Annotated in this window: 15 protein-coding genes; 13 read left to right on the forward strand and 2 right to left on the reverse strand. The window is 64.6% G+C overall.

The annotated features are described in order from the left end of the window. Positions 1-7 precede the first annotated feature (7 nt). Genes ACQKPE_RS09560 through ACQKPE_RS09570 form a run of 3 tightly spaced genes read left to right on the forward strand, consistent with a single transcriptional unit; the run spans position 8 to position 2,462 of the window. Entirely contained in the window at positions 8-1,024 is a 1,017-nt protein-coding gene (locus ACQKPE_RS09560; protein WP_427665242.1) for an aminoglycoside phosphotransferase family protein, read from the forward strand. Next, positions 1,025-1,696 (forward strand): N-acetylmuramate alpha-1-phosphate uridylyltransferase MurU, encoded by a 672-nt coding sequence (gene murU / locus ACQKPE_RS09565; protein ID WP_427665244.1) that lies wholly within the window; start codon positions 1,025-1,027, stop codon positions 1,694-1,696. It begins immediately after the preceding gene. Position 1,697: 1 nt separating this feature from the next. Further along, positions 1,698-2,462, forward strand: a complete 765-nt coding sequence (locus ACQKPE_RS09570; protein ID WP_427665246.1) for a TerB family tellurite resistance protein — start codon at positions 1,698-1,700, stop codon at positions 2,460-2,462. Between the two features lies 1 nt (position 2,463). Here the strand turns inward: ACQKPE_RS09570 and ACQKPE_RS09575 are convergent, their stop codons facing one another. Beyond that, positions 2,464-3,462, reverse strand: a complete 999-nt coding sequence (locus ACQKPE_RS09575) for an alpha/beta hydrolase family protein (RefSeq protein ID WP_427665248.1) — start codon at positions 3,460-3,462, stop codon at positions 2,464-2,466. Between the two features lie 93 nt (positions 3,463-3,555). On the opposite strand from ACQKPE_RS09575, the gene ACQKPE_RS09580 reads away from it, so the two are divergent. From ACQKPE_RS09580 to trpE, 9 genes are all read left to right on the forward strand, one after another. Further along, on the forward strand, positions 3,556-5,976 hold the full coding sequence (locus ACQKPE_RS09580) for a PAS domain-containing sensor histidine kinase (protein ID WP_427665250.1): 2,421 nt from the start codon (positions 3,556-3,558) through the stop codon (positions 5,974-5,976). Then, complete coding sequence (locus ACQKPE_RS09585; RefSeq protein ID WP_427665252.1) at positions 5,954-6,583, forward strand: response regulator; 630 nt, start codon at positions 5,954-5,956, stop codon at positions 6,581-6,583. Before ACQKPE_RS09580 ends, ACQKPE_RS09585 begins: the two co-directional genes overlap by 23 nt. Before the next feature lie 268 nt (positions 6,584-6,851). Next, positions 6,852-7,973, forward strand: coding sequence for an ABC transporter ATP-binding protein (locus tag ACQKPE_RS09590; RefSeq protein WP_427665254.1), 1,122 nt, complete (start codon positions 6,852-6,854; stop codon positions 7,971-7,973). A gap of 40 nt (positions 7,974-8,013) precedes the next feature. Then, positions 8,014-9,048: an ABC transporter substrate-binding protein gene (locus ACQKPE_RS09595; RefSeq protein ID WP_427665256.1), complete on the forward strand. Its 1,035-nt coding sequence runs from the start codon at positions 8,014-8,016 to the stop codon at positions 9,046-9,048. A 67-nt stretch (positions 9,049-9,115) separates the two neighbouring features. Continuing rightward, a complete protein-coding gene (locus ACQKPE_RS09600; RefSeq protein WP_375099613.1) occupies positions 9,116-10,363 on the forward strand; it encodes an ABC transporter permease in 1,248 nt (415 codons plus the stop codon). 12 nt (positions 10,364-10,375) lie between these two features. Continuing rightward, the gene (locus ACQKPE_RS09605) at positions 10,376-11,203 is read left to right on the forward strand and encodes an ABC transporter permease (protein ID WP_427665258.1); all 828 of its coding nucleotides are present in this window, start codon (positions 10,376-10,378) and stop codon (positions 11,201-11,203) included. An 84-nt stretch (positions 11,204-11,287) separates the two neighbouring features. After that, positions 11,288-11,962: a ribulose-phosphate 3-epimerase gene (gene rpe, locus ACQKPE_RS09610; protein ID WP_136912648.1), complete on the forward strand. Its 675-nt coding sequence runs from the start codon at positions 11,288-11,290 to the stop codon at positions 11,960-11,962. Further along, complete coding sequence (locus tag ACQKPE_RS09615) at positions 11,959-12,777, forward strand: phosphoglycolate phosphatase (RefSeq protein ID WP_427665259.1); 819 nt, start codon at positions 11,959-11,961, stop codon at positions 12,775-12,777. The genes rpe and ACQKPE_RS09615 overlap by 4 nt, the downstream gene beginning before the upstream one ends. A 72-nt stretch (positions 12,778-12,849) precedes the next feature. Then, positions 12,850-14,331, forward strand: coding sequence for an anthranilate synthase component I (gene trpE, locus ACQKPE_RS09620; RefSeq protein ID WP_427665261.1), 1,482 nt, complete (start codon positions 12,850-12,852; stop codon positions 14,329-14,331). A gap of 58 nt (positions 14,332-14,389) precedes the next feature. On the opposite strand, the gene estP is transcribed toward trpE, so the two are convergent. Next, entirely contained in the window at positions 14,390-16,291 is a 1,902-nt protein-coding gene (gene estP / locus ACQKPE_RS09625; protein ID WP_427665263.1) for an esterase EstP, read from the reverse strand. 374 nt (positions 16,292-16,665) lie between these two features. Here estP and ACQKPE_RS09630 point away from each other — a divergent pair, with 374 nt between their 5' ends. Further along, complete coding sequence (locus ACQKPE_RS09630; protein WP_427665265.1) at positions 16,666-17,259, forward strand: aminodeoxychorismate/anthranilate synthase component II; 594 nt, start codon at positions 16,666-16,668, stop codon at positions 17,257-17,259. Positions 17,260-17,268 lie beyond the last annotated feature (9 nt).

Below are 17,268 nucleotides of genomic sequence, written 5' to 3' on the forward strand. Positions count from 1 at the left end.
CCTTGCAATGCCCGATCACGATGCACGCCTGCAACAACTGACCGTCTGGCTCGATGAGCAGCTCGATCTTCTTTTCAAAGACAACGCCTGGGGCAGCGTACCCAGCGCCAGCCTGACCGCCGCCAGCAGCGATGCGAGCTTTCGCCGCTATTTCCGTTGGGAAGGCGCAGGCCACAGTTTCGTGGTCATGGATGCACCGCCGCCCCAGGAAAATTGCCGGCCTTTCGTCGACATCGACCATCTGCTGGCCCGTGCCCAGGTAAATGTACCGGTCATCCATGCCCAGGATCTGGAACGTGGCTTCCTGCTGTTGAGTGACCTGGGGCGCCAGACATATCTGGATATCATTACCCCCGACAATGCCGACGCGCTGTTCGTCGATGCCATCGATGCCCTGCTGGCCTTTCAGCGCCTGCCGCTGGACGCCCCCCTGCCAAGCTACGACGTCGCCCTGCTGCGCCGCGAGCTCGAACTGTTCCCCGAGTGGTACGTTGGCCGCGAACTGGGCCTGACCCTCGACGACAGCCAGCAGCAGGCCTGGCAGCGGGTCAGCCAGTTGCTGATCGACAGTGCCCTGGCCCAACCCAAGGTGCTGGTGCACCGCGACTACATGCCGCGCAACCTGATGCGCAGCGAGCCCAACCCCGGCGTGCTGGACTTCCAGGACGCTGTCTACGGCCCGGTCACCTATGACATCACCTGCCTGTTCAAGGACGCCTTCCTCAGCTGGCCCCAGGCCCGTGTCGAGGGTTGGCTGCGCGATTACTGGCAAAAGGCGCGCGCCGCAGGCATCCCGGTGCAGGACGATTTCGACGCCTTCCAGCGCGCCAGCGACCTGATGGGTGTGCAGCGCCACCTCAAGGTCATCGGCATTTTCGCGCGTATTTGCCACCGCGATGGCAAACCGCGTTACCTCACCGATGTGCCGCGCTTCTTTGCCTATATAGAGGAAGTGATCTCGCGCCGTCCGGAGCTGGCAGAGCTGGGCCAGCTGATTGCCAGCCTCAAAGGCGAGGCGAAATAAATGAAGGCGATGATCCTGGCGGCGGGCAAGGGCGAGCGCATGCGCCCGCTGACCCTGCATACCCCCAAACCCTTGGTGCCGGTGGCTGGCCAGCCGCTGATCGAGTACCACCTGCGAGCCCTGGCGCGGGCGGGGTTCACCGAGGTGGTGATCAACCATGCCTGGCTGGGCCAGCAGATCGAGGACCACCTGGGTGATGGCAGCCGTTTCGGCCTGACGATCCATTACTCGCCGGAGGGCGAGCCGCTGGAAACCGGCGGTGGGATCTTCAAGGCCCTGCCACTGCTGGGTGACGCGCCATTTTTGCTGGTCAACGGTGATATCTGGACCGACTTCGATTTCGCCGGCCTGCGCAGTCCACCGCAAGGGCTGGCCCACCTGGTGCTGGTCGACAACCCTGGGCACCACGGGCGAGGGGATTTCCGCCTGGATGCCGGGCAAGTGGTCGATGGCGACGGCGCTCCGGGCACCTTGACCTTCAGCGGCATTTCGCTGCTCGACCCCGCGCTGTTCAAAGGCTGTCAGCCCGGCGCGTTCAAGCTGGCGCCGCTGCTGCGTCAGGCGATGGCCAGCGGCCAGGTCAGCGGCGAGCACTACCGGGGCCGCTGGGTGGACGTCGGGACCCTCGAACGCCTGGCTGAGGCCGAGCGTCTGATCGGCGAGCGCCTCTGACATGTGGTGGCCGAGCACGTTGATTGGGGCCGGGGCCGGTTTCGTGGTGGCCAGCATTCCCGGCGCATTGCTGGGGGCTTTGCTGGGCCAGGCCATGGACCGCCGCCTGCGCTTGCAAGGATGGGACGATGTGCGGGAACGCCTGGGCGGGCGCCCGGCGCTACGTGACGAAGAGCTGCTGTTCGTGCTGCTCGGGCGCCTGGCCAAGAGCGACGGACGGGTGTTGGAGGGGCATATCTACCAGGCGCGCCAGGAGATGTCCCGCCTGGACATGGCCGAGCCCGCGCGTTTGCGGGCGATTGCTGCGTTCAACCGCGGCAAGGCGGGCAAGGACCGCCTGGGTCGCTACCTGCAGCGTATCGGGCGGCAGCCCCATGGTGCCGAGGGGGCACTGCGCGCCTGCTGGCGCATGGTCTGGGCCGATGGCAAGGCCGGGCGCCAGGAGCGTGAGCTGCTGCTCGACTGGGGCCAGCGCCTGGGCCTGAGCCGAACCCAGGTGCAGGCGCTGTCACAGGAGTACGAGCCAAGCCGTGCGGCGGTCGAGGGCAATGCGATGACCTACGCCACCGCGCTGCGTGTGCTGGGCGTGGGTGCCGACACCGAGGCCGTGCAGGTCAAGCAGGCCTATCGTCGCCTGCTCAGCCGCCATCATCCGGACAAGCTGGCCGGCACGGGTGCCAGCGAGGCGATGGTGCGCGATTCAACCGAGCGCACCCGCGAGCTGCACCAGGCTTATGCCTTGGTGCGCAAGCGGCGGGGGCTGTAGTTCACTCCTGAGGCATCATCCAGCCACGTACGCGGCGGAACAGTTGCTCCTGTTCTGCCGCTTTGTTGCCAGGCATGGCAATCAGCGACAACTGCCGGTACTGGCTGTCCTTCTGCCGCTTGCTGGCTTGCAGACGCAGTTCGGCAGCCTGGCGGTCCTGGGCGCGCGTGACGTAGTAGATATCCGCAGCTGGCACCTTCAGGGTTGGCGTCAGGCTTTCCAGGTCGTGCTCAACGCGAGCGGGCGTCTGTGCGGCGATCATCACCAGTTTCTGCACCAGCGGTGGTTGCTTTTCGCTGAGGTAACGCGCGGCCCAGTAGGCGCCGCTGCCATGACCGACCAGCACGATGCTGTGGGCATTTTGTTGTTGGGCGTGGGCCACCGCCGCATCGAGGCGGGCGAAGATGCGCTCGGCATCGGCCTGGTCGCTCTGCTCGCTGGCTTGTACCGCGTCGGTGCCTTGGGCGACGTCAGGGTCGCCGGCAGTGGCCTGGGCGACGTTGGCGTTGGCATCGTCCGGGGTATCTTTGGCCGGTGCCGTTTCGCCTGCGCCTTTCGCTGGGGCAGGCTGTGCTGCGGGCGTGGCTTCGACGCGTGCCTGCGGGCTGTCGGCCAGCAGGTCGGGGAGGGTGAGGCTCAGGCTGTGCCAGCCGTTGTCGGGAAACTTGCGACGCAGCGGGCCGATCGCAGTGGGCCAGTCGGCATTTTCGCCAGCGCCCGGCACCAGGATCACGGCGCCTTTGGGGTCGGCATCGTTGGCCGGCTTCCACAAGGCCAGGAAGGTATCCGGCCCGGCTTGCAGGCTTAGCTGCTCGGCCTTGGGCACCAGGCGCTCCAGGGCCTGCGCGTCCTCCTGGCTGCGTTCGAGCAGCGGCGGGCGGGGCGCGCTGGCGGCGGCCGCCTCGCTGGCCGGTTTTTCCGGGTCGGCGGCGTGTGCCGCCAGTGGGAGGGTCGTGGCCAGGCAGAACATGGCCAGCGTCGTGCGATAAAGTAGGAACATGGATCAACCCAAGGCCAGAATGATACCGGCAGCCTAATAGTATTTGTCCGCGACGGCCACGCAGTGGCGGTCTTTGCCAAGACGAGTGTGTCGATGAAGCGATTGCGTTGCCTGTTGGTTATCGGCTGGTTGTGCCTGCCCTTGATCGCGTTGGCCAAGCCCGAGGGGCCATCGCCTGTAACACTGGAGCCTGCGCAGCAGCAATGGCTCGACAGCCACCGAAGCCTGCGGGTAGGGCTGGTTCTGCAAGCGCCCTACGCTCAGTTCGACCGGCGCCTGCAACAGCTGTATGGGGCGAACGTCGAGCTGGTGGGCTGGCTGGCGCGTGCGCTCGGGCTGGACCTGACCTGGCGCAACTTCAGCGACCAGGCAGCGTTGGAGCACGCCCTGCAAGCGGGCGAGGTCGATTTCGCGCCAGGCCTTACGCAAACCCCGGCCAGCCTGCGCCTGTGGTTGTTCAGCGACCCCTACATGCGGGTTCCGCAGCTGGTAGTGGGCCCGCGCAGCGGGGCACTGGCGGTCGACCTGGAACAACTGGGCGCCAGCGATCGCGTGGTGGTACGTATGCCCAGCGGCTTGGCCGACTACCTGCGCGGCAACTACAGCAACCTCAACCTGCACGGCGTGCCCAACGAGCGCGAGGCCTTGCAGTTATTGGTGGCCGGCCAGGCGAGCTACGCGGTGCTGGACGAGGCGCAACTGAGCCGACTGTCGCGCGAGAGCGAGTTCGGCGAGCTGGCGGTGGTCGGTGATATCGGCCTGCCGCAATTGCTGCGCATCGGTTCGCGCAAGGACTGGCCGCTGTTGGTCGAGGTGCTCGAGCGCGGCCTGCAGGCCATGCCGGCCAAGGAGCTGGAGCAATTGCATCAGCGCTGGCTGCAACCCAAATACCCACGCCTGAGCGAGTCGCCGGGCTTCTGGCAGAACCTCGCCCTGTTGTTCGGCCTGTTGCTGATTTGCGCCTTGCTGACCCTGACGATGCAGCGTCGACAGCAGCGCCGCCTGGAGCGTAGCCTGCTGGCGGCCCGCGAAAGCCTGGTAGAGCGGCAAACCCGCGAAGAGGCTTTGCGCCTGAGCCAGTTCTCCATCGACCAGAGCACCGTGGGCATCTTCTGGGTGCACTGGGACAGCCACGTACGCTATGCCAACCATGCCGCCGAGCGCATGCTGGGGTACGGCGAGGGCGAGCTGCTGGAGCGCCCGCTGATCGACATCGAGCCCAACCTGCACATGGACCGCTGGCTGGAGTTGTGGAAGCGCGCCAGGTCCGGTGAGGGCGGTACGGAGCCTTTCGAAACCCTCTGTCGCCGCGCCGACGGCAGCCTGCTGCCGGTGGAGCTGTCGCTGAGCTTCCTGCGCTTTCGCGATGCCGAGTACCTGGTGGTGTTCCTCACCGACATCACCGAGCGCCGCCGCGCCCTGGCGGCGCTGCGTGAGAGCGAGGCACGCTTGAAGGGCATTGCCGGAAACGTGCCCGGGCTGGTGTTCCGCCTGGAGCGCGACCCCAGCGAAGGTGGCCTGGAGTTCCCCTATATCAGTGAAGGCAGCGAGGCGTTGGTGGGCTATACGCCCGCCGCGATCCAGCACCCGGACATGGGCCTGCGCAACCTGGTGCACCCCGACGACCGAGCCGACTACCACCACGTGCAGGACCTGGCCCTGGCCAGCGACCAGGACTGGTCCTGGCAGGGGCGTATCGTCACCCGCCAGGGCGAGCAGCGTTGGGCCGACATCAAGGCCAGCACCCGGCGCCTGGCCGATGGGCGGATGGTCTGGGACGGCGTGGTCTGGGACATCACCCAGGGCAAGCGCGCCCAGTTCGAACTGGCACGCTCCCAGGAGCAACTGCGCGAGCTGTCGGCACACCTGGAAAGCGTGCGCGAGGAAGAGAAGGCGCGTATCGCCCGCGAGGTGCATGACGAACTGGGGCAGATGCTCACGGTGCTCAAGCTGGAAGTGTCGATGTGCGAGCTGGCGTTTGCCGAACTCGACCCTGGCTTGAACGAGCGCCTGTCGAGCATGAAGCGCCTGATCGCCCAACTGTTCCAACTGGTGCGTGATGTCGCCACGGCCCTGCGCCCGCCCATTCTCGATGCGGGTATCGCTTCGGCCATCGAGTGGCAGGCCCGGCGCTTCGAAGCACGCACGCAGATACCCTGCCTGGTGCAAGTGCCGGATAATCTGCCAGCATTGAGCGAGGCCAAGGCGACCGGCCTGTTCCGTATCCTCCAGGAGGCGCTGACCAACGTGATGCGCCATGCCCAGGCGCACACCGTGCAGATCGAGCTGGCCGACGAAGGTGGCCAACTGCGCCTGACGGTGATCGACGACGGCGCCGGCTTCAGCCCTGAGCAGGCCCGGCCGAGCTCCTTCGGCCTGGTGGGCATGCGCGAGCGGGCGTTGATGCTCGGCGGCAGCGTAGTCCTGGACAGCGAACCCGGCGAGGGCACCAGCCTGAGCGTGACCATTCCTTTGAAGCAGGAGACTCAGCGTGATCCGAGTGCTGGTGGCTGAAGACCACACCATCGTCCGTGAAGGCATCAAGCAGTTGATTGGCCTGGCCAAGGACATGCAGGTGGCGGGCGAGGCCGGCAATGGCGAGCAGTTGCTCGACACCTTGCGCCACACACCCTGCGAGGTGGTGCTGCTGGACATCTCGATGCCGGGGGTGAACGGCCTGGAGGCGATCCCGCGGATTCGCGCCCTGACCAACCCGCCGGCGATCCTGGTGTTGTCGATGCACGACGAAGCGCAGATGGCTGCCCGCGCGCTGAAGGCCGGCGCCGCCGGCTACGCCACCAAGGACAGCGACCCGGCGCTGTTGCTCACTGCCATTCGCCGGGTGGCGGGCGGCGGGCGCTACATCGACCCGGCGCTGGCCGACCGCATGGTCTTCGAAGTTGGTCTGACCGAGACCCGGCCACTGCATACGCTGCTGTCGGAGCGCGAGTTCTCGGTGTTCGAGCGCCTGGCCCAGGGCGCCAACGTCAACGACATCGCCCAGCAACTGGCGCTGTCGAGCAAGACCATCAGCACCCACAAGGCGCGGCTGATGCAGAAGCTCAAGGTCAACTCGCTGGCGGAGCTTGTGAAGTACGCCATGGAGCACAAGCTGGTGTGACCATCCCGGCAACGACAACCCCTGTGGGCGCGGGCTTGTCCCGCGATAGCGACAGATCAGGCGCTACAGGTGGTTTGGCTGGCGCTATCGCGGGGCAAGCCCGCTCCCACAGGGACGCTGCATATCTGAATGCGCCATCCTTGTAGGGCGATCCCTACAAACAATCTTCCATCTGGATGATGGCATTCTCTCAGCACCCCCGATTTGCGGGTGCTCGCAGTTTTTCTACGCTTTGCCTACGCAGTCATTCCAACAAGAAGGTGCAGGCATGAGCGAGGTGAATTCGAACGCTGCCAGCGAGACGCTGGTCAGTTTTCGTGGCGTGCAGAAGAGCTACGACGGCGAATCGCTGATCGTCAAGGATCTGAACCTGGACATCCGCAAGGGCGAGTTCCTCACCCTGCTTGGCCCGTCCGGCTCGGGCAAGACCACCAGCCTGATGATGCTGGCTGGCTTCGAGACCCCTACCGCTGGCGAGATCCAGCTGGGTGGGCGCTCGATCAACAACGTGCCGCCGCACAAGCGTGACATTGGCATGGTGTTCCAGAACTACGCGCTGTTCCCGCACATGACCGTGGCCGAGAACCTGGCCTTTCCCCTGACTGTGCGCAACCTCAGCAAGACCGACATCAGCGAGCGGGTCAAGCGCGTGCTGAACATGGTCCAGCTCGATGCCTTCGCCAAGCGCTACCCCGGCCAGCTGTCCGGTGGCCAGCAGCAACGCGTGGCCCTGGCCCGCGCACTGGTGTTCGAGCCGCAGCTGGTGCTGATGGACGAACCGCTCGGCGCGCTCGACAAGCAGCTGCGCGAGCACATGCAGATGGAGATCAAGCACATCCACCAGCGCCTAGGCGTGACCGTGGTGTACGTGACCCACGACCAAGGCGAAGCACTGACCATGTCTGACCGCGTGGCAGTGTTCCATCAGGGCGAGATCCAGCAGATCGCCGACCCGCGCACCCTCTACGAAGCGCCGTGCAACACCTTCGTCGCCAACTTCATCGGTGAGAACAACCGCCTCAACGGCACCTTGCTGTCGCACAACGGCGAGCGTTGCCTGGTACAGCTGGCCCGCGGCGAGAAGGTCGAGGCGCTGGCGGTGAACGTCGGCCAGGCCGGCGAGCCTGTGACCTTGTCCATCCGCCCTGAGCGCGTACGCCTCAATGGCCACAGCGAACATTGCGTGAACCGTTTCTCCGGCCGCGTGGCCGAGTTCATCTACCTGGGCGACCATGTGCGTGTGCGCCTGGAGGTTTGCGGCAAGGCCGACTTCTTCGTGAAGCAGCCGATCGCCGAGCTCGACCCGGCCCTGGCCGTGGGTGATGTGGTACCGCTTGGCTGGGAGGTGGAGCACGCTCGCGCGCTCGATCCGATTGCTCAAGCCCATTGATGGTGTGCTTCACCAACCCTGTACTGTGGAGAGAATAAGAATGCGCAAGCAGTTGAAACTGACCGCCCTGGCACTGGGGCTGTTCGCGGCAGGCCAAGCCATGGCTGCGGACCTCACCGTAGTGTCGTTCGGCGGTGCCAACAAGGCGGCCCAGGTCAAGGCGTTCTACGAGCCTTGGGAAAAGGCCGGCAAGGGCAAGATCATCGCCGGGGAATACAACGGCGAGATGGCCAAGGTGAAAGCCATGGTCGATACCAAGAGTGTGTCGTGGGACCTGGTGGAGGTGGAGTCGCCAGAGTTGGAGCGCGGTTGCCAGGAGGGCATGTTCGAGGAACTCGACTCTGCGCCGTTCGGCAACGCAGCCGACTATGTACCTGGTGCGATCCAAGGCTGTGGCGTGGGCTTCTTCGTGTGGTCCACGGTACTGGCCTACAACGCCGACAAGCTCCAGACCGCACCGACCAGCTGGGCCGATTTCTGGGACACCAAGAAATTCCCCGGCAAGCGCGGCCTGCGCAAGGGCGCCAAGTACACCTTGGAATTCGCCCTGATGGCCGACGGCGTAGAGCCTAAGAAAGTCTACGAGGTGCTGAGTACCAAGGCGGGTGTAGACCGCGCCTTCAAGAAACTCGACGAGCTCAAGCCGAGCATCCAGTGGTGGGAAGCCGGCGCCCAGCCGCCGCAGTACCTGGCCTCGGGTGACGTGGTCATGAGCTCGGCCTACAACGGCCGTATCGCTGCGGTGCAGAAGGACAGCAACCTGAAGGTGGTGTGGAACGGCGGCATCTACGACTTCGACGCCTGGGCCATTCCGAAGGGCGCGAAGAACGTGGAAGAGGCGAAGAAGTTCATCGCCTATACCGTCCAGCCTGAGCAGCAGAAGACCTACTCCGAGAACATCGCCTACGGCCCGGCCAACGCCAAGGCCATCGACTTGCTGTCGGACGAGGTGAAGAAGGACATGCCGACCACACCTGAGAACATCAAGAACCAGGTGCAGATCGACGTGGCCTTCTGGGCCGACAACAGCGAGCAGTTGGAGCAACGCTTCAACGCCTGGGCTGCGAAGAAGTAACGCGCCTCAAAGGAGCGCCGGGCGGTAGCCGGCGCTCCCTCGCTTTCTGTGTTTTTCGGAGTTCGCCATGGCCATTGCAGTGCCCCTGAATGAAGGCGCAGGTCCAAGTCTCAAGCAGCGCCTCAAGCGCGCCGAACGGGTCAACCGCTGGAAGGCCCAGGCGTTGATCGCGCCGCTGGCGCTGTTCCTGCTGCTGGTGTTCCTCGTGCCGATCGCAGCGCTTCTGTACAAGAGCGTCGAAAACCCCGAGGTGGTCGCGGGGCTGCCGCGTACTGTCGAGGCGGTGTCGCAGTGGGACGGCAAGAGCCTGCCCGGCGAGGCGGTGTACAAGGCCCTCAGCGAGGACCTGGCCGAATCGCGCAAGAACCAGACCCTGGGCGAGCTTTCCAAGCGCCTGAACATGGAACTGGCCGGTTACCGCAGCCTGCTGTCCAAGACAGCACGCGCGCTGCCGTTCAAGACCGAACCGGCTTCCTATAAAGAAGCCTTGCAAACCCTCGACGAGCGCTGGGGTGACCCGGCCTACTGGCAGGCTATTCGCCGTAACACCAGCGAGGTGACACCTTTCTACCTGCTGGCTTCGCTGGATCATCGTATCGATGACCTGGGCGAGCTGGCCAAGACCACCCCGGACCAGGCCATCTACCTGGACATCTTCGCCCGCACCTTGTGGATGGGCGTGGTGATCACTGCGATCTGCCTGTTGCTGGCCTACCCGCTGGCGTACCTGTTGGCCAACCTGCCGACCCGCCAGAGCAACCTGTTGATGATCCTGGTGCTGTTGCCGTTCTGGACGTCGATCCTGGTGCGGGTGGCGGCGTGGATCGTGCTGTTGCAATCGGGCGGGTTGATCAACAGTGCGCTGATTGCCATCGGCATCATCGATGAGCCGCTGGAGCTGGTGTTCAACCGCACCGGTGTGTACATCTCCATGGTCCACATCCTGCTGCCGTTCATGATCCTGCCGCTGTACAGCGTGATGAAGGGCATCTCGCCCAGCTACATGCGTGCGGCGATCTCCCTGGGCTGTCATCCGTTCGCCAGCTTCTGGCGGGTGTACTTCCCGCAGACCTATGCCGGTGTTGGCGCGGGTTGCCTGCTGGTGTTCATCCTGGCCATCGGCTACTACATCACCCCGGCGCTGCTTGGCAGCCCCAACGACCAGATGGTCAGCTACTTCGTCGCCTTCTACACCAACACCAGCATCAACTGGGGCATGGCCACCGCACTGGGCGGGCTGTTGCTGCTGGCGACCGTATTGCTGTACCTGATCTATAGCTGGCTGGTCGGCGCCAGCCGCCTGCGCCTGAGCTGAGGAGCCTTTGTCATGCTGAGCCCTTACATGTCGCCCGTGGAGCGGGTCTGGTTCTACAGCCTGCGCATTCTCTGCGGTTTGATCCTGTTGTTCCTGGTGCTGCCGGTGCTGGTGATCGTGCCGCTGTCGTTCAACAGCGGCAGCTTCCTGGTGTACCCGCTGCAAGGCTTCTCGCTGCAGTGGTACCAGGACTTCTTTGCCTCGGCCGAGTGGATGCGCGCCCTGAGGAACAGCATCATCATCGCCCCGGCGGCCACCGTGCTGGCCATGATCTTTGGCACCCTGGCAGCGATCGGCCTGACCCGTGGCGACTTCCCCGGCAAGTCGCTGGTGATGGCCCTGGTGATTTCGCCGATGGTGGTGCCAGTGGTGATCATCGGTGTTGCCAGCTACCTGTTCTTCGCGCCGCTGGGCATGGGCAACAGCTTCATTTCGTTGATCCTGGTGCATGCGGTGCTGGGCGTGCCGTTCGTCATCATCACCGTGTCGGCTACCTTGCAGGGCTTCAACTACAACCTGGTGCGCGCGGCGGCCAGCCTGGGTGCGTCGCCGTTGATGGCCTTCCGACGGGTGACCTTGCCGCTGATCGCCCCTGGGGTGATCTCCGGGGCGCTGTTCGCCTTTGCGACCTCGTTCGACGAGGTGGTAGTGACGCTGTTCCTCGCCGGCCCCGAGCAGGCGACCCTGCCACGGCAGATGTTCAGCGGTATTCGCGAGAACCTCAGCCCCACCATCGCTGCTGCGGCCACCTTGCTGATCGCGTTTTCGGTGGTACTGCTGCTGACCCTGGAATGGCTGCGCGGGCGTAGCGAGAAGCTGCGTACCCAGCAGCCTGGTTGAGCCAGCACTGTTGACACCAATCAGCCCCGATCCATTCGCCTGGGGTACAATGCGCGCCACCGTGATTCTGCCAACAGGTGCGCCATGCAGCCCTACGCTATTGCCCCCTCGATTCTTTCCGCCGATTTCGCCCGCCTGGGCGAGGACGTCGACAAGGTGCTCGCCGCTGGCGCCGACATCGTCCACTTCGATGTGATGGACAACCACTACGTGCCTAACCTGACCATCGGCCCGATGGTCTGCACCGCCCTGCGCAAGTACGGCGTCACCGCGCCCATCGACGTGCACCTGATGGTCAGCCCGGTCGACCGCATCATCGGCGACTTCATCGAGGCCGGCGCCACCTACATCACCTTCCACCCGGAAGCGTCCCAGCACATCGACCGCTCGTTGCAGTTGATTCGCGACGGCGGCTGCAAGGCGGGGCTTGTGTTCAACCCGGCCACCAGCCTGGACGCCCTGAAGTATGTGATGGACAAGGTCGACATGGTCCTGCTGATGAGCGTCAACCCAGGCTTCGGCGGGCAGAAGTTCATCCCCGGCACCCTCGACAAGCTGCGCGAAGCCCGCGCGCTGATCGACGCCAGTGGCCGGGATATCCGCCTGGAAATCGACGGCGGCGTGAACGTCAACAACATCCGCGAGATCGCTGCCGCAGGCGCCGACACCTTCGTGGCCGGCTCGGCGATCTTCAACGCCCCCGACTACCAGGAAGTCATTGCCAAGATGCGTGCCGAGTTGGCCCAGGCCCGCCCATGAGCGGCTTCGAGCAGCTGTTCCCCGGGGCGCTGCCTAGGTTGGTGATGTTCGATCTGGATGGCACTCTGATCAACTCGGTCCCCGACCTGGCCGCTGCGGTCGACCGCATGCTGCTCGAACTCGGTCGCCCCGCCGCAGGCCTGGAGGCCGTGCGCCACTGGGTCGGCAATGGCGCCCAGGTGTTGGTGCGCCGGGCGCTGGCCGGCGGCCTCGAGCACGACCAGGTCGATGACGAGCTGGCCGAGCGCGCACTGGCGCTGTTCATGGAGGCCTACGCCGAAAGCCACGAGCTCACCGTGGTCTATCCCGGCGTGCGCGACACCCTGCGCTGGCTGCGCAAGCAGGGGGTGGAAATGGCGCTGATCACCAACAAACCCGAGCGCTTCGTCGGCCCGCTGCTGGACCAGATGAAGATCGGTCGCTACTTCCGCTGGATCATCGGCGGCGACACCCTGCCACAGAAAAAGCCCGACCCCGCCGCGCTGCTGTTCGTCATGAAAATGGCCGGCGTGGCCCCCGAGCAGGCGCTGTTCGTCGGCGACTCGCGCAGCGACGTGCTGGCGGCGCAGGCGGCGGGGGTCAAGTGCGTGGGCTTGAGCTATGGCTACAACCATGGGCGGCCGATCCACGAGGAATCGCCGAGCCTGGTGCTGGATGATTTGCGCCTGCTGTTGCCCGGTTGCGTCGTTACCGACACTGGGATAACGTTGGCGCACCTTCAAGCCTCACAAAGCAGAGAGCCCGCTGTGGTGGTTACCGGCAAATTCTGGATGAAAGTCATCAAGGCCCTGGCCCGCTGGCGCTGGCGCGCCTGACTCCCGCTTGCCGGCCTCTCTGCCGGTCCGTCCGCTTGCCCAACCCCATTGCTGCTTGCCACGAGGCTACCCATGACCCGCGAAGAATTCCTGCGCCTGGCCGCTGCCGGCTACAACCGCATTCCCCTGGCCTGTGAAACCCTGGCCGACTTCGACACGCCGCTGTCGATCTACCTGAAGCTTGCCGACCAACCCAACTCCTACCTGCTCGAGTCCGTGCAGGGCGGCGAGAAGTGGGGCCGTTATTCGATGATTGGCCTGCCGTCGCGCACCGTGCTGCGGGTGCATGGCTACCAAGTGAGCATTCTTCAGGATGGCGTCGAAGTAGAGCACCACGACGTCGAAGACCCGCTGGCTTTCGTCGAAACCTTCAAGGACCGCTACAAGGTCGCCGACATTCCCGGCCTGCCGCGTTTCAATGGCGGCCTGGTGGGCTACTTCGGCTACGACTGTGTGCGCTACGTGGAAAAACGCCTGGGCGCCAGCCCAAACCCCGACCCGCTGGGCGTGCCGGATATCCTGCTGATGGTTTCCGATGCCGTGGTGGTGTTCGACAACCTGGCCGGCAAGATGCACGCGATCGTGCTGGTCGACCCGGCTGACGAGCAGGCGTTCGAGCAAGGTCAGGCGCAACTGGAAAGCTTGCTCGACAAACTGCGCCAGCCAATCACCCCTCGTCGCGGCCTTGACCTGGGCGGACCGATGCCTGCGGAGCCGGCGTTCCGCAGCAGCTATACCCGCGAGGACTACGAGGACGCGGTAGGCCGCATCAAGGAATACATCCTGGCGGGCGACTGCATGCAGGTGGTGCCGTCGCAGCGCATGTCCATCGACTTCAAGGCCGCGCCCATCGACCTGTACCGGGCGCTGCGCTGCTTCAACCCAACGCCCTACATGTACTTCTTCAACTTCGGCGACTTCCATGTAGTCGGCAGCTCGCCCGAAGTACTGGTGCGCGTCGAGGACAACCTGGTCACCGTTCGCCCGATTGCCGGTACGCGCCCGCGCGGTGCCACCGAAGAAGCCGACCGCGCGCTGGAAGACGACCTGCTGTCGGACGACAAGGAAATCGCCGAGCACCTGATGCTCATCGACCTGGGCCGCAACGACGTGGGCCGGGTCTCGGCCACCGGTAGCGTGCGCCTGACCGAGAAGATGGTGATCGAGCGCTACTCCAACGTGATGCACATCGTCTCCAACGTCACCGGCCAGTTGGCCGAAGGCCTGACTGCGATGGACGCGCTGCGGGCGATTCTTCCGGCGGGTACGTTGTCGGGCGCGCCGAAGATCCGCGCGATGGAAATCATCGATGAGCTGGAGCCGGTCAAGCGTGGTGTCTACGGCGGTGCCGTGGGCTACTTGGCCTGGAACGGCAACATGGACACCGCGATTGCCATTCGCACCGCGGTGATCAAGGACGGCGAGTTGCATGTGCAGGCCGGTGGCGGCATCGTTGCCGACTCGGTGCCGGCGCTGGAATGGGAAGAAACCATCAACAAGCGCCGCGCGATGTTCCGCGCGGTGGCACTGGCGGAACAGACGCCACGTGGTTGATGAATGAACAAACGGCGCTCCAGGTGAGCGCCGTTTGTTTTTGCAGCGAGGGTACCGGTTAGAAGTCCAGGCTCACCGCCAAGCTGACCCCCTGTTGCTTCAGCTCATCGCTCTTGCGCCAGTTGTAGTTGCCCCGAAGGCTCACCCCGGGTGCCAGCTCGTGGGTCAACCCCAGGCTGGCGCGGGTCAGGTTGCTGTTCGGCGTATAGCCGGTCAGGGTGAAGTCGTTGCCCGGCAGGCTGGTCAGGTGCATCGTCAGGTCCTGGCGCTCATCCTCGAACTCGTGTTCGCGTGCCACTTCGGCAAACAGTCGGGTGGCCTGGGTCACCTGCACACTGCCCAGCAGCCCTGCGCCCAGGCGACGTGACGTGCGCTTCTGGTGATCGAAGCCCAGGGCCGTGGCGCGGTCGCTGTCCTCGTTGTATCCCTTCACCTTGACCCGGGCGTAGTCGGCGCTGATGAACGGCGCCAACTGCCAACGGCTGTCCTCGGCCGCGAGGTTGTATCCCAGCCGGCCACTCAGCGCCCAGGCATCGCCGTCGGTGTCGCCTTTCTCGCTGCGCTCGTTCACCCCCAGGGCGAAGGTACGCTCGAGGTCGTGGTAGTCCAGGTAGCCCGCGGTCAACGCGGCGTCTGCCCACCAGCGCTGCTGGCGAAACTGTACGAAGGCACTGGCCAGGTAGCTGTCGAGCTTGTAGTCCGAGTCGTATTGGCCTATTTCAAGTTTTTGCCGGTACACCCCGCCTGCCAGGCCGACGCGCCAGGCATCATCGAGGCGGTAGCTGCCGCCCAAGGTGAGGTTATAGCCGCGGCCATCGCCGCTGCTGGCACTGCGCTGGCCTTCGAAGTCCAGGTCCTGTGCGCCAGTGGCGACGAAGGCCTGCCACTGGCCGGTCGCCTGCCAGGGCGCTTGCCACTGATTGCGCAGTTCGTCCTGGTGCGCACGCAGGCTGGCGTGGGCAATTTCCGGTAGCAGCGTCAGTTCCCAAGGCGCGGCGAGGATCGAATAGCCATAGTCGGCAATCAACAGCTGGCCGGCGATGGTGGGGTGCACGGAGTCGTTGAACAGCAGCTTGGTCGGGTCGGGTGTCGTGCCATTGATGCCGTAGACTGGGTTCTCCACGCAGCTGTCGCCGCTGTAGCAAGTGCCCACCAGGTTTTGCCCGGTGGCGAGGCCGAACTGGGCCGGGTCGGCCAAGGCCTCGTTCAACAGCATGGGGATGTTGAGCGGGATGATCTGTGCATCGATCTGCCCGAGCTGGTTCACCAGCGACTGGTTGAACACGCTCGACAGTTGCGACAACGGGCCTTGTTGCGGCGTGCCGTTGAAGTTCGGTGTCTGCCCAAGGTCGGGCAGCAGCCAGACCATGATGTAGCGCGCACCCCCCTGTTGCAGGGCCTGGGCGCTGGCCGCCAGGCGCGCGCCTGCGGCGGCGGCGGTCGCTGGGCTGGTGACCAGGCCCTGGAGGAAGTCGTTGCCGCCACCGGTGATGTAGTAGAGGGCGTTCGGGTCGGCGCGCATGCCGTTGGCCAGGTAGCCGGGGCGGTCGCGCAGGACCAGCCCGGCAAAGGGTTGCCCTGGGGGGATGACCGTTTCAGAGGTGGTGGTGATCGAATCAAGGATCTGCTGGGTGGTGTAGCCCCCAACCGCCCAGTTGTTGCCGTCTGGCAGGCCCAATGCAGGGTTGCCCAGTGATGTGGACGGCCCCAGTTCGGTTCCGGAAACACCCAGCCTGCCACCGAGAATCATCGGCGAGACCGGCGCGAAGTTGCCGTTGGCATCGCGGTTGGTGAAACGCATGCCAGGCGTACCGCCGGTCAGGTCGGGAAATTGTCCGGCATCGCTCAGGCTGTCGCCGAAGACGATCAGTGAGGAGTAGGGCGAGGGGGCAGCGATGGCCTGGCTACAGGCCAGGGCGAGGATGCAAAAAGCAGAGCGCAGCAATGGTGGCTGTCGCATGTCTTGAAATTCCTTTTCGTTGTTTTTATCAGGTTCAGCCGATTGACCTTATCAAAAATACGGGAATGCGTGCCAAGTCAGTTCGTTACCCCGTATTTACGGCCATATTGCGCCTACGGGCGCGGTAGGCTACTGTGCCGGGACGTACAAGCGAGAACCTCCCCCGTGTTGATCGTCAGCAAACTCTTGATGCGCGTTATCAAGGCTCACGCCCGTTGGCGTTGGCGCGCCTGACTTTATCCCTTGCCGGCCTGCCCGGCCCGCCCCCGTTTGCCTTCTTCAGTTGTTTCATTCACCCCGCACGGCCTCGTCGCGCCTGGGGTGGCTTGGAAGGCTCGAAATCAAAGTCAGTAGATTCAAGAGGTTGAACCCAGATGTTACTGATGATCGACAATTACGATTCCTTCACCTACAACGTCGTGCAGTACCTCGGCGAGCTGGGTGCAGAGGTCAAGGTCATTCGCAACGACGAGCTGACCATCGCCCAGATCGAAGCCCTGAACCCCGAGCGCATCGTCGTTTCGCCCGGCCCCTGCACGCCAAGCGAGGCCGGGGTCTCCATCGAGGCTATCCTGCATTTCGCTGGCAAGCTGCCGATCCTCGGCGTATGCCTGGGCCACCAGTCCATCGGCCAGGCCTTTGGCGGTGATGTGGTACGCGCCCGCCAGGTCATGCATGGCAAGACCAGCCCGGTGTTCCATCACGACCTGGGCGTGTTCGCCGGCCTCAACAACCCGCTTACCGTTACCCGCTACCATTCGCTGGTGGTCAAGCGCGAAACCCTGCCAGAGTGCCTGGAAGTCACCGCCTGGACCGCTGGCGCCGATGGCTCGGTCGACGAGATCATGGGTCTGCGCCACAAGACGCTGAATATCGAAGGGGTGCAATTCCACCCCGAATCCATCCTGACCGAGCAGGGCCACGAGCTGTTCGCCAATTTCCTCAAGCAGACCGGCGGCCACCGCTAAGGATCGAAC

It is taken from the genome of Pseudomonas sp. NPDC089554, from assembly GCF_050280645.1.
Taxonomy (GTDB): domain Bacteria; phylum Pseudomonadota; class Gammaproteobacteria; order Pseudomonadales; family Pseudomonadaceae; genus Aquipseudomonas.